The sequence below is a fragment of the Streptomyces specialis genome (genome assembly GCF_001493375.1).
GTDB classification, from domain to species: Bacteria; Actinomycetota; Actinomycetes; order Streptomycetales; family Streptomycetaceae; genus Streptomyces; species Streptomyces specialis.
Genome location: NZ_LN929764.1, coordinates 27,670 through 42,516 on the forward strand (window position 1 = coordinate 27,670; position 14,847 = coordinate 42,516).

At 74.5% G+C, this 14,847-nt stretch carries 2 protein-coding genes; both read left to right on the forward strand.

The window, feature by feature from the left end:
• Window positions 1-19: 19 nt before the first annotated feature.
• Window positions 20-11,176, forward strand: a complete 11,157-nt coding sequence (locus BN2279_RS04760) for a type I polyketide synthase (RefSeq protein WP_059006783.1) — start codon at window positions 20-22, stop codon at window positions 11,174-11,176.
• Between the two features lie 8 nt (window positions 11,177-11,184).
• On the forward strand, window positions 11,185-14,847 hold a 3,663-nt coding region (locus tag BN2279_RS04765; RefSeq protein WP_159037067.1), incomplete at its 3' end, for a type I polyketide synthase.

Sequence of the window (14,847 nt, forward strand, 5' to 3'; positions counted from 1 at the left end):
CAGGGAGCACACCTTGACCATGTCTGACGACCGCCTCATTCAGGCACTGCGGGCCTCGCTGAAGGAAACCGAACGCCTGCGACGCGAAAACCAGAACCTCACCGACGCCTCCCGCGAACCCATCGCCATCGTCGGCATGAGCTGCCGCTACCCCGGAGACGTCCGCACCCCGGACGACCTGTGGGACCTGGTGGCCAACGAACGGGACGCCATCGGCCCGTTCCCCGACAACCGCGGCTGGGACCTCGACGGGCTCTACGACCCCGACCCCGCCCGCCCGGGCACCTGCTACGTACGCGAGGGCGGATTCCTGTACGAACGGGCCAGCTGCGACCCCGACCCCGCCCGCCCGGGCACCTGCTACGTACGCGAGGGCGGATTCCTGTACGACGCCACCGAGTTCGACGCCGGTTTCTTCGGGATCTCACCACGCGAGGCCCTGGCCACCGACCCCCAGCAGCGACTCCTTCTCGAAGTGGCCTGGGAGGCGTTCGAACACGCCGGCATCGACCCGACGACGCTACGGGGCTCCCGCACCGGCGTGTTCGCCGGGAACAGCGGCCAGGACTACGCCCGGCTGTCCACCTCGCCGGACGACTGCGACGGCTACCTCGGCATCGGCAACATCGCCGCCGTCATCTCCGGCCGCATCGCCTACGTCTTCGGCCTCGAAGGCCCGGCCGTCACCGTCGACACCGCCTGCTCCTCGTCACTCGTCGCGCTGCACCTCGCCGTCCAGGCGCTGCGCCGTGACGAGTGCTCCATGGCCCTGGTCGGCGGCACCACCGTCATGTCGACACCCGGCGCCTTCATGGAGTTCAGCCGTCAGCGCGGCCTGGCACCGGACGGCCGCTGCAAGGCGTTCGCGGCCGGTGCCGACGGAACGGGCTGGTCCGAGGGGGTGGGCGTGCTCCTCGTCGAACGCCTCTCCGACGCCCGCCGCAACGGCCACCGCGTGCTGGCGATGGTCCGTGGCTCCGCCATCAACCAGGACGGCGCGTCCAACGGCATGACCGCGCCCAACGGCCCGGCCCAGCAGCGCGTCATCCGCCAAGCACTCGCCGACGCCGGCCTCTTGCCGACCGATGTGGATGCGGTCGAGGGGCATGGGACGGGGACGTCGCTGGGTGATCCGATCGAGGCGCAGGCGTTGCTTGCCACGTACGGGCGGGAGCGTGATGCGGATCGGCCGTTGTGGTTGGGGTCGTTGAAGTCGAACATCGGGCACGCGCAGGCGGCTGCCGGTGTGGGTGGTGTGATCAAGATGGTGCTGGCGTTGCGGCATGGGTTGTTGCCGCGCACGCTGCACGTGGACGAGCCCTCCCCGCACGTGGACTGGTCGGCGGGTGCGGTGCGTCTGCTGACCGAGCCCGTCACCTGGTCGGAGAACGGCCACCCGCGCCGCGCGGCCGTCTCCGCCTTCGGTGTCAGCGGCACCAACGCCCACGTCATCCTTGAGGAAGACCAACAGCCAGAACCCGAACGGGAATCACCCACGCCCTCCGACGTACCCGGGCCCGTCACCTGGCTGCTGTCGGCACACACCACCGACGCGCTGCGCGAACAAGCCGCCAGGCCCCGCGCGTTCGTAGTCGACCGGCCCGACCTCCGCCCCGCCGACATCGCCCGGTCACTGGCCACCGCCCGCGCGGCCCTTCCCCACCGCGCTGCGGTCATCGGCACCGACCGCGAGGAACTCCTGTCCGGACTCGACCACCTCGACATCCAGGGCGTGGCGAGGCGCAAAGGCAAGAAAACCGCCTTCTTGTTCTCGGGGCAGGGGAGTCAGCGGTTGGGTATGGGCCGGGAGTTGTGTGAGGCGTTCCCTGTTTTCGCGGATGCCTTTGATGAGGTGTGCGCGGTCGTCGGCTTGCCGTTGCGGGACTTGTTGGGGTCGGAGGCGGTGAACGGGACGGTTGTTGCGCAGCCTGGGTTGTTCGCGGTTGAGGTGGCGTTGTTCCGGCTTCTTGAGTCGTGGGGTGTGCGGCCGGATGTGGTGGCGGGGCACTCCATCGGTGAGTTCGCCGCCGCGCATGTCGCGGGTGTCTTCTCTTTGGAGGATGCGGCCCGTTTGGTGGTGGCGCGGGGCCGGTTGATGGGCGGTCTGCCTGCGGGCGGTGTGATGGTCGCTGTCCAGGCGACGGAAGCGGAAGTGCTTTCCCGTCTTGCCGGTTTCGAGGACCGGGTGGGGATCGGGGCGGTTAACGGTCCCGCCTCGGTGGTGATCTCCGGTGAGGAAGCGGCGGTCATGGAGGTGACGGCCGGGCTGAGGACGAAGCGGCTGGCGGTGTCGCACGCGTTCCACTCGCCGTTGATGGAGCCGATGCTCGCCGCGTTCAAGGAGGAACTCGCGAGTGTGGTGTTCAGCCCTCCCACGTTGCCGGTGGTTCCGGCCTGCTCCGGTGGGGAGTTCACGGATCCGTCGTACTGGGTGCGGCAGATCCGCGAACCCGTCCGCTTCGCCGACGCCGTCCAGGCTCTGGCCGGGCGGGAGGTGAGCGCGTTCGTCGAGGTTGGCCCGGGTGGGACGTTGGCGGCGCTGACCCGCGAGCTGGTGGATGAGTCGGCTGTTGTCGTGCCCGTCCTGCGCAAGGACCGGCCCGAGAGCGTGTCCGTCACCACGGCCCTGGCCGAACTCCACGTCCACGGCGTGCCAGTGGACTGGGCGAAGGTCTTCGCCGGAACCGGAGCCCGCCCCGTCGATCTGCCGACCTACGCCTTCCAACGGCAACGCTACTGGCTGGAGCCCGCCACTCCGCCCGGTGCGCGGCCAGATGCTCCGGCCGGTGGCGACCCCGCCGAGGCCGACTTCTGGGCCGCCGTGGAACGAGAGGACCTGGAGGCAGTCACCGAACGGCTTCAACTCCCCGGTGACGCCGCGCTGCCCGACGTACTGCCCGCCCTGTCCACGTGGCGGCGCCGTCGCCGCGAACGCACCACCATCGACACCTGGCGCTACCGCGTGGGCTGGAAACCGGCCCCCGCGCTCACCACCACCGTGCCGAGCGACGGCACTTGGCTCACCGCGCTCCCCGCCGGCTGGGAGAACGACCCCTGGACATCCGCCGTCGTGCACCTGCTTCAGGACGCGGGCGTCGACATGGTTCCCCTGACTGTGGCCCCCGGCACGGACCGTGCCGCACTGGCCGAGCGGCTGATCGCGGCCACCGGGGACATCCCCCCGGCCGGAGTGCTGTCCCTGCTCGCCATGGACACCGATCCCCACCCCGTTCACCAGGCGGTGGCCCCGAACGGACTGGTCGCCACCCTCACCCTGATCCAGGCGCTCGGTGACGCGGATCTGGACGCGCCCGTGTGGTGCGCGACGCGCGGCGCGGTGTGCGTCGGTCCGTCCGATCCGCCCCCGACTGTCGCGCAGGCCCAGACCTGGGCGTTGGGCCGGGTCGCTGCCCTGGAACATCCCCAACGCTGGGGCGGACTTGTCGACTTGCCGACCACGCTGGACACGCGCGCCGCCGGGCGTCTCGTCTCCGTTCTGGCTGGTGGCGCCGCGCCGGAGGATCAACTCGCCGTCCGCACCTCGGGTGTGTACGTCCGCCGGCTCCTCCGCGCGCCGAACGCGTCCCGCGCCCCCCGGGCCCTCGCCCCGCGCGGCACCGTGCTCGTGACGGGCGGAACGGGCGCTCTGGGCGGGCACGTTGCCCGCTGGTACGCCGCGAACGGCGCCGACCATGTCGTGCTCACCAGCCGGCGTGGCGGTGCCGCCGAAGGAGTCGCCGCGCTCACCGCCGAGTTGGAGGCCCTCGGGGCGCGGGTGACGGTGACGGCCTGCGACATGGCCGACCGGCAGGCGGTGACCGCGCTGCTGGACGGGATCGGCGACGGCCTCACCGCCGTCGTGCACGCCGCTGGAGTCGGGACGCCCGGGATGCTGGCCGACACCACCGCCGAGGAGTTCACCGCCGTCCTGGCGGCGAAGGCCGCGGGCGCCGCCCTCCTGGACGAACTGCTCGGCGACCGACCGCTGGACGCGTTCGTGCTGTTCTCCTCCATCGCCGGTGTCTGGGGCAGTGGCGGCCAGGCCGCGTATGCCGCCGCCAACGCCGCTCTCGACGCGCTGGCCGAACAGCGCCGCGCGCGCGGCCTGTCGGCCACCGCCGTCGCCTGGGGCCCCTGGGCCGACGGCGGCATGGTCGCGGACACCGGTGCCGAGGACCGGCTCAGGCAACGCGGCCTGCCGGCGCTGCCGCCCGGGCCCGCGCTGACCGCACTGTGCGCCGCGCTGGAGGCGGACGAGACCAACGTGACGGTCGCGGACGTCGCCTGGGAGCGCTTCGCCCCGTCGTTCACACTGCTGCGGCCGAGTCCGCTTCTGGCCGACCTGCCGGAGGCAGGGGCCGCGCTCGACGCGGCACACGTCGGGAGGGACGGCGATCGGGACGCCGGAACACCGCCGTTCGTCCTGACGCTGGGCGAACTGCCCGAGGCCGGGCGGCTGCCCGCCGTGCTTGACCTCGTGCGGAACACGGCGGCGGCCGTCGTCGGACATCGCGACGCGGCCTCCGTCCCCGCCGAACGGGCCTTCCGCGACCTGGGGTTCGACTCGCTCACCGCCATCGAACTCCGCGACCGGCTGGCCCGCGCCACCGGGCTGCGCCTTCCGGCCACGCTGGTCTTCGACCACTCCTCGCCCGCCGCGCTCGCCACCCACCTGCACGCCGCGCTCACGCCTTCCGCCGCCGCGACGACGCTCGCCACCGTCGCACCGGGCGTCGCGGCACCGGACGACCCCATCGCCATCGTCGCGATGAGCTGCCGCTACCCCGGTGGCGTGACCACGCCGGAGGAGTTGTGGCAGTTGGTCGCCGAAGGACGCGACGCCGTTGCCGGATTCCCCACGGACCGTGACTGGGACCTGGACGCCCTCTACGACCCCGACCCGGACCGGCCCGGTTCCTGCTATGCGCGGGAGGGCGGGTTCCTGTACGACGTCGCGGAGTTCGACCCCTTGTTCTTCGGGATCTCCCCGCGTGAGGCGCTCGCGATGGACCCGCAGCAGCGACTTCTGCTGGAGATCACCTGGGAGGCGCTGGAACGGGCCGGGATCGACCCGGCGTCGGTGAGCGGCAGCCGGACCGGTGTGTTCGTCGGGACCGGTTACCAGGACTACGCCGCCCGCCTGGTCAACGCGCCCGACGACCTCGAAGGCTATGTGGGCACCGGGAGTTCGGCCAGCGTCGTGTCGGGACGCATCGCCTACACCTTCGGTCTGGAGGGCCCGGCCGTCACGGTGGACACCGCCTGTTCGTCGTCGCTCGTGGCGCTGCACCTGGCGGCGCAGGCGCTGCGGCAGGGCGAGTGTTCGATGGCGCTGGTCGGTGGCGTGCCGGTGATGTCCAGCCCCAGCGCGTTCGTCGAGTTCAGCCGCCAGCGCGGTCTTGCGGCCGACGGCCGGTGCAAGTCGTTCGCGGCGGCGGCCGACGGCACCGGCTGGTCCGAGGGCGCCGGACTGCTGCTGCTGGAACGGCTGTCGGACGCCGAGCGCAACGGGCACCCGGTGCTGGCGGTCGTGCGCGGCTCGGCGATCAACCAGGACGGCGCGTCCAACGGCCTGACCGCGCCCAGTGGTCCGGCCCAGCAGCGCGTGATCCGCCAGGCACTCGCCAACGCCGGTCACCGGGCTGCCGATGTGGATGTGGTCGAGGGCCATGGCACGGGCACGGTGCTGGGCGACCCGATCGAGATCCAGGCGCTGCTGGCCACCTACGGCGAGGACCGGCCCGCCGAACGCCCGCTGTGGCTCGGGTCGTTGAAGTCGAACATCGGGCACACACAGGCCGCCGCCGGGGTGGCGGGCGTCATCAAGATGGTGCAGGCCCTCCATCACGGCCTGGTGCCGCGCACGCTGCACGTGGACGAGCCGTCGCCGCACGTGGACTGGTCGGCAGGCGCGGTGCGGCTGTTGACCGAACCGGTCGTGTGGGAGCGGAACGGGCGTCCTCGGCGCGCCGGGATCTCGTCGTTCGGTGTGAGCGGCACCAACGCCCACGTCATCGTGGAAGAGCCGCCTGCCGCGCCCGAGACCGAGGCCCGGACGCCCGGCGGCGTGCCGCCCGTGGTGTGCTGGCCGCTGTACGGCGGCAGCGTTGCCGCGCTGCGGGACCAGGCCGCGCGGCTCCTGACACGGCTGGACGCGGAGTCCGGTGCCGCCCGCACCGACCTGACGCCGTACGAAGCCGCCGATGTCGCCTGGGCGTTGGCCACCGGCAGGGCCGCGCTGGAACACCGGGCCGTTGTGGTCGGACCCGACTCCGCCTCGGCCCTCGACGGCCTGCGGTCCCTCGTGGCAGGAGAGCCCCACACCACCGTGGCGGAGGGCCACGCCGCGCGACCGGCCCGGGTCGGGTTCCTCTTCTCCGGGCAGGGCAGCCAGCGTCTCGGAATGGGCCGGGAACTCTACGCGGCGTTCCCGGTGTTCGCGGACGCTTTCGACGAGGTGTGCGCGGAGCTGGACCGCCACGTGCGACGGCCGGTGCGGGACGTCGTGTTCGGTGACGATGCCGCGACCCTGGACCGGACCGGCTGGACACAGGCCGCCCTGTTCGCCGTGGAGGTGGCGCTGTTCCGGCTTGCCGAGTCGTGGGGCGTGCGACCGGCGGCACTGGCGGGGCACTCCATCGGGGAGTTCGCCGCCGCCCATGTCGCGGGCGTGTGGTCCCTCACCGACGCGGCCCGGCTGGTCGCCGCACGCGGCCGGCTGATGGAGGCGCTGCCGCCCGGCGGCGCGATGGTCGCCGTCGAGGCGTCGGAGGACGAGGTGCTGCCGCTGCTGGCGGACCGGCCGGACATGGTGAGCCTCGCGGCGGTCAACGGGCCGTCGTCCGTGGTGGTGTCGGGCGCCGAGCACGCGGTGCTCGGCATCGCGGGCACCCTCGCCGCCCGGGGGCGCCGCACGAAGCGGCTGGCCGTCAGTCACGCGTTCCACTCGCCGCTGATGGACCCGATGCTGGACGAGTTCCGCGCCGTCGTGGCCGGGGCGGACTGCCGCCCTCCGCGTATCCCGCTGGTGTCCGCCCTCACCGGACGCCCGGTCACCCCGGGGGAGTTGGCCGACCCGGACCACTGGACGCGGCACGCCAGGCACGCCGTACGCTTCCACGACGCTGTTCGCGCCCTGGCCGGTGACGGCATCACCGCCTTTCTGGAGATCGGCCCCGGTGGGGTGTTGGCCGCCCTCGCCCAGAACTCCCTCGATCCGGCGGCCGGTGAGCCGGTCGCCGTGCCCGTCCTGCGTCCGGACCGGCCCGAGGCCGCCTCGTTCGCCGCCGCGCTCGCCCGGCTCCACGTGCTGGGCGCCGCCGTGGACTGGACCCGGCCGCTGGCCGGGCACCGTCCGCGCCGGGTGGACCTGCCCACCTACCCGTTCCAGCGGCAGCGTTACTGGCTGGACAACCGTGCTCCCGCCGGGGACCTCACCGGCGCCGGGCTGCGGCCCGCCGGGCATCCGCTGCTGGGCGCGGCCGTGACGCTGCCGGACGGCGACGGTGTGGTCCTCACCGGCCGGCTCTGCCTGGCCGACCACCGCTGGCTCGCCGAACACCGGGTGGGCGGCGCGGTGTTGCTGCCCGGCACGGCGCTGGTCGATCTCGCCCTGCGGGCCGCGGGGGGGGGGGGGGGGGGACAAGTCGAGGAACTGGTCCTCGCCTCGCCACTGGTGCTGCCGGAACAGGGCGGAGTCCAGCTCCGGATCACGGCCGGCGCCGACGGCGGCCCCGGCCGCCGCGCGATCCGTGTCCACGCGCGCGCCGACAACGCCGCCCCCGCCACGCCCTGGACCCGGCACGCCTCCGGCACGCTCACGGGCGACCCCGACGACCCGGCGCCCGATCCCGGTCTGGCGGTCTGGCCCCCGGCCGACGCCGAACCGGTCCCCGTCCACGACTGCTACGACCGGCTGACGGCGCTCGGCTTCGGCTACGGGCCCACGTTCCAGGGGCTGCGGGGGCTGTGGCGGCGCGGCGACGAGGTGTTGGCGGAGGTCGCGCTGCCCGACGGCACCCCCGTGGACGGTTTCGGTGTCCACCCCGCGCTGCTCGACGCGGCCCTGCACGCCATCGGCCGGGGCGGGTTGCTGCCCGACACCGGCGAGGCGCTGGTGCCGTTCTCGTTCAGCGGTGCGGCGGTGCACGCCACCGGCGCCACCGTGCTCCGCGTCCGCCTCGCCGCGGCCGGGCCCGGGGCGGTGACTTTGCGGGCCGCGGACGCCGCCGGGCGGCCCGTCGCGCACATCGACGCACTCCGGCTGCGTCCCGCCCCCACGGCGGGCGCGCGGCGACCCGCGCCCGGCTCGCTGTTCCACGTGACGTGGACGCCGCTGGTGCTGCCCGACCGCGCCCAGGCGGGCGCCCCGGACAGCGAAACGCCCCAACCACCGCGCCGGTACGAGGAGATGGCGGCGCTGACCGCCGAACTCGACGCTGGCGCCCCACCGCCCGCCGCCGCCGTCATCGCCGAACGCCCCGGCGACCGGGGCCCCGACGCGGCGCACCGGGCGACCCGCGACGCGCTGGCCCTGCTCCACACCTGGCTCGCCGACGAACGGCTGGCCGCCACCCGGCTGGTGATCGCCACCCGTGGTGCCGTCGCCGTCAACGCGTCCGACCCGGCGCCCGATCCGGCGCAGGCCGCCGTCTGGGGCCTGGTGCGGTCCGCACAGTCCGAACACCCGGGCCGTTTCGTGCTCGTGGACCTCGACGGGCACCCCGCGCCCGCCGATGCCCTCCCCGCCGTCCTCGCCTGCGGCGAGCCGCAGGTGGCGCTGCGGCAGGGCGCGGCCGACGTGCCACGCCTCACGCGGCCCGACACCGGCGGGCTCCTCGTGCCCGAACCGGGCGGTCCCGCCCGGCGGCTGACCGCGACCGGCGCCGGAACCCGCGACGCGCTGGCCCTCGCCGCGCATCCCGCGGCCACCGCCCCCCTGGGCGAGGGCCAGGTCCGGATCGCGGTCCGCGCCGCGGGCGTGAACTTCCGGGACGCGCTGATCGCCGTCGGCATGTACCCGGACGACACGGCCCGGCTCGGCAGCGAAGGCGCCGGAGTCGTCGTCGACACCGGCCCGGGGGTGACCGGACTCCGGGCCGGGGACCGGGTGTTCGGGATGTTCGCGGAGGCGTTCGGCCCGCTCGCCGTGGCCGACCACCGCATGGTGACGCGGATGCCCGCCGGCTGGACGTTCGCCCAGGCGGCGTCCGTGCCCATCGTCTTCCTCACCGCCTACTACGCCTTGGTCGATTTGGCCGGGCTGCGGCCGGGCGAGTCCGTGCTGATCCACTCCGCGGCGGGCGGCGTCGGCATGGCCGCCACCCAACTCGCCCGGCACCTGGGCGCCGAGGTCTACGGAACGGCGAGCCCCGCCAAGTGGGCTTCGCTCGCACCGCTCGGCCTCGGTCCGGACCGCCTCGCGTCCTCCCGCACCCTCGACTTCGAGGAACGCTTCCGCGCCGCGACCGGCGGGCGCGGCGTCGATGTCGTCCTCAACTCTTTCGCCGGGGAGCCGGTCGACGCGTCCCTGCGGCTGCTCAACGGGCCCGGCGGCCGGTTCCTGGAGCTGGGCAAGACGGATGTCAGGGACGCCGCCGGGATCGCGGCGGACCGACCCGGCGTGACCTACCGGGCGTTCGACACCATGGACGCCGGGCCCGACCGGATCGGCGCCATGCTCACCGAGCTGGTGCGTCTCTTCGAACGCGGCGCGCTGCGCCCGTTGCCCCTCACCTGCTGGGACGTGCGCGAGGCCCGGACGGCGCTGCGGCACGTCGGGCAGGCCCGGCACACCGGCAAGGTGATCCTGACGATTCCCGCCGGCTGGGACCCGGACGGCACGGTCCTCATCACCGGCGCCCCGGGCGCGCTGGCCGCCCACGTGGCGCGCCATCTCGTCACCGAACACGGCGTCCGGCGCCTGCTGTTGGCGAGCAGGCGCGGTCCCGGCGCCGCGGGCGCCGACACGCTGCGCGGTGAACTGACCGCGCTCGGCGCCGAGGTGACGTTCGCCGCCTGCGACGTCTCCGACCGCGCCGCGCTCACCGCGCTCCTCGCCGCCCACGGCGACGGCCTCCCCGCCGTCGTGCATGCGGCCGGTGTGCTGGACGACGGGCTGATCGGCGCGCTCACCCCCGACCGGCTGGCCCGCGTGCTGCGGCCCAAGACCGACGCGGCGCTGCATCTGCACGAGCTGACGCGGCACCTGGACCTGTCGGCGTTCATCCTGTTCTCCTCCGTCGCCGCGACCCTCGGCAGCGCCGGGCAGGGCAACTACGCGGCAGCCAACGCCAGTCTCGACGCGCTCGCCCAGGCCCGCCGCGCGGAGGGGCTGCCCGCCGTGTCCCTCGCCTGGGGCCCGTGGGCGGACGGCGGCATGGCCGGGACCATGGACGAACGGCAGCGGGAACGCCTCGCCCGCTCCGGCCTGGTGTCGTTCGGCGCGGCCGAGGGCCTCGCGCTGTTCGACGCCGCGTGGAACGGCCCGGCCGCCGTCGCGGTCCCCGTGCGGTTCGCCGCGAAACCCGCCCACGCGCCCGCGCCGACGGACGCCGACGTGCCGCACATCCTGCGCGCGCTGGTGTCCGGCGCGCGGCCCGCGCGCCGCGCCGCCACCGACGCCAACGGCGGGCCGCAGGCGCTGCGTCGGCGACTGGCCGGTCTGGACGACGCCGAACGCGGGCGCACCGTCCTGGACATCGTGCGCACCCAGGTGGCGGCCGTCATCGGACTGCCCGGGCCGCAGAACGTGGAGCCGGAGCGGGAGTTCAAGGCCCTCGGCTTCGACTCCCTGACCTCCGTGGAGCTGCGGAACCGGCTGCCCGCCGCGACCGGCCACCGGCTCCCCGCCACCCTCGTCTTCGACTACCCGCCCCCGTCGGCCCTCGCCGGACACCTCCGCGACGTTCTCGTGCCCCACCCCGCCGGCCCGGTGACCTCCGTGGACGGCGAGATCGACCGGCTGGCATCCGCCGTCGCCGCCCTCGGAACCGGCGACCCCGACGTGCGGGCCCGGGTCCGCGCCCGGCTCGGCGGACTCCTCGCCCTCCTCGACGACCCCGGCCACCCGGACGGCGACGACAGCCGGGGCACGCCCACAGGCGCCGAGGAGGAACTCCGGACAGCCACGATCGACACCATCTTCGCGCTGGTCGACCAGGAAATCGGCAGGTGAAAGGGACCATGCAGGAGCGCAACCAGCAGTCCGGCCAGAACGAGCAGAAGCTCCTCGACTACCTCAAGCGCGTCACCGCCGACCTGAAGCAGACCAAAGCGCTGCTCCAGCAGGCGGAGGCCAAGGACACCGAGCCGATCGCCATCGTCGCCATGAGCTGCCGCTACCCCGGCGACGCCGACACCCCCGAACACCTGTGGCGGCTCGTCGCCGACGGCACCGACGCCGTCACCGGCTTTCCCGAGAACCGAGGTTGGGACCTCGACGCGCTGTACGACCCCGAACCGGGCCGCCCCGGCACGTGTTACGCCCGCGCGGGCGGATTCCTGCACGAAGCCGACCGGTTCGACGCCGCCTTCTTCGGGATCTCGCCGCGCGAGGCGCTCGCCATGGACCCGCAGCAGCGGCTCCTGCTGGAGATCACCTGGGAGGCGTACGAGCGGGCCGGGATCGACCCCGCGACGCAACGAGGCTCCCGCACCGGCGTGTTCGTCGGCCTCGCCTACCAGGGCTACGCGGCGGACGGCGAGAACCTGGACGAGCTGTCCGGGCACCTGCTGACCGGCACCGCACCCAGCGTCGCGTCCGGCCGCATCGCCTACACCTTCGGTCTCGAAGGCCCGACCGTCTCCGTGGACACCGCGTGCTCCTCCTCGCTCGTGGCGCTCCACCTCGCGGTGCGGGCGCTGCGGCAGCGCGAGTGCGCGATGGCCCTGGCGGGCGGCGTCGCCGTGATGGCCGCCGCCGGCATGTTCACCGAGTTCAGCCGCCAACAGGGCCTGGCCGCCGACGGCCGGGGCAAGTCGTTCGCGGCGGCGGCCGACGGCCCCGGCCGGGGCGAGGGCGCCGGGATGCTGCTGCTGGAACGGCTGTCCGACGCCCGCCGCAACGGGCACCCGGTGCTCGCCGTGGTACGCGGCCCCGCCGTCAACCAGGACGGCGCCTCCAACGGCCTCACCGCGCCCACCGGCCCCGCCCAGCAACGCGTCATCCGCCAGGCCCTCGCCAACGCCGGTCTGTCGCCCGCCGACATCGACGCCGTCGAGGCGCACGGCACCGGCACCGCGCTCGGTGATCCGATCGAGGCGCAGGCGCTGCTGGCCACCTACGGCCAGGGCCGGCCCGCCGAACGCCCGCTGTGGCTGGGGTCGTTGAAGTCGAACATCGGGCACACCCAGGCCGCCGCCGGAGTCGGCGGCGTCATCAAGATGGTCCAGGCCCTGCGCAACGACCTGCTGCCGCGCACCCTGCACGTCAACGAGCCCAGCCCGCACGTCGACTGGGACTCCGGCGCGGTGAAGCTGCTGACCGAACCCGTTCCCTGGCCGGACAACGGCCGCCCACGCCGCGCCGGAATCTCCTCCTTCGGCGTCAGCGGCACCAACGCCCACGCCATCGTCGAACAGGCACCCGCCCCGCCCGAAATCACACGGGAACAACGGCGCGTGACCGAGCGGGCCACTCCGCTCGCCTGGCCCGTCTCCGCCCACAGCGCCGCCGCCCTGCGCGGCCAGGCCGAACGGCTCCTCACCCACCTCCTCGCCCTGCCCGCGCCCGACGCCGCCGACATCGGCCACTCGCTCGCCACCACCCGCGCCGCCCTCCCGCACCGGGCCGTCGTCACCGGCCGGGACCTGGACCAACTCACCGCCGCACTCAGTGCCCTCGCCCACGGCGACCCGGCACCGCCCGGCACCGTCACGGGCCGGACCGGACCGGCGGGCGGCACCCCTGTGCTGTTTCCCCGACAGGGCAGCCAGCACCCCGGCATGGGCCGCGACCTGCACGCCGCGTTCCCCGTCTTCGCCGACGCGTTCGACGAGGCGTGCGCCGAACTGGACCGCCACCTCGACCGCCCGCTGCGCGCCGTCCTCCACGGTGACGACGCCGCGCTGCTGGACAGCACCGGATACGCCCAACCCGCCCTGTTCGCAGTCGGGGTGGCGCTGTACCGGCTCATCGAGTCGTGGGGCGTGCGGCCCACGGCGCTGGCCGGCCACTCGGTCGGGGAGTTCGCCGCCGCGCACGCCGCCGGAGCGCTCTCGCTCGCCGACGCGGCGGCCCTGGTGGCGGCCCGGGGGCGGCTGATGCGGGCGCTGCCGCCGGGCGGCGCCATGATCGCGGTCCGGGCGGCGGAGGAGGACGTCCTGCCGCTCCTCGCGGACCATCGCGACACGGCCGCCCTGGCCGCCGTCAACGGCCCGGCGTCCGTGGTGATCTCGGGCGCCGACGAGGCGGTGACGCGGATCGCCGGCGAACTCGCCGCGCGAGGCTGCCGCACCCGGCGGCTCCCGGTGAGCCACGCGTTCCACTCCCCGCTGATGGAACCCGTGCTGGCGGACTTCCGGTCGCTGGCCGGCAAGGCGGTCTTCGCGCCGCCCGCCGTCCCCGTCGTCTCCACCCTCACCGGCCGCCGCCTCACCGCCGACGAACTCGCCGACCCCGCCTACTGGGTGCGCCAGATCCGCGAACCCGTGCGGTTCGCCGACGCGATCACGACCCTCGTCCACGAAGGCGCGACCCGGCTGGTCGAAGCCGGCCCCGGCGGCGGACTCGCCGCCCTCGCCCGCGAACTCGTCCCGCAGGACGCGGCCGTCGTCCCGATGCTGCGCACCGGCCGGCCCGAACCCGACACCGTCACCGCCGCGTTCGCCCGGCTCCACGTCCACGGCGTGCCCCTGGACTGGACACCGCTGTTCGCGGCCCACCGGCCGCGCCGCACCGAACTGCCCACCTACGCCTTCCAGCGCACCGCCTACTGGCTGCGCGGCGTCCGACGCGACCCCGCCGACGCCGAGTTCTGGGAGTCCGTCGAGCGCGAGGACCTCGCCGCCCTCACCGAACGCCTCCACGTCCCGGACGACGCCCCGCTCAGCTCCGTACTGCCCGCGCTGTCCGCCTGGCGGCGCCGCCACCGGGCCCGCGCCACCGGCGACAACTGGCGCTACCGCGTGGCATGGACACCCGTCGGCAGCACACCGGCACCGGCCCGGCTCACGGGCCGGTGGCTGGCGGCCGTGCCCGCCGGGCGGCACGACGACCCCCATGTCACCGCCGCGCTCGCGGCGTTGGCGACTGCGGGCGCGGACGTCGTGCCGCTGACCGTGGCCCCGGGCGACGACCGCGCAGCACTCGCCGCCCGTCTGGAATCCGAAGCCGGAAACGTCAGCGGTGTGCTGTCCCTGCTGGCACTCGACGACCGCCCCCACCCCGGCCACGCCGAGCTGCCGGGCGGGCTCTCCGCCACCCTCGCCCTGGTCCAGGCCGTCACCGATCTCGGCCCGGCCACCGGCCCGTTGTGGTGCGCGACCCGGGGCGCCGTCTCCACCGGCCCGGACGACCCGGTCACCCGCGCGCCGCAGGCGCTCCTCTGGGGCCTCGGCCGGGTCGCCGCCCTGGAACACCCCCAGGCGTGGGGCGGGTTGATCGATCTGCCGGAAAAACCCGACGAACACGCCGCCGCCCACCTGGCCGCCGCGCTGGCGGGTTCCGGCGGTGAGGACCAGCTCGCGATCCGGACGACCGGGCTGTTCGCGCGCCGTATGGTCCGTGCCGAACCCGCACCTCCGGATGGGGCCAGGGCTGGCTCTTTTACACACATGACGCTGCCCACGGAGAGGAAGGTGGCGGTCTCCGCGGACGGCCTTGCCCGTCGAAGAACCGAGAGAAGA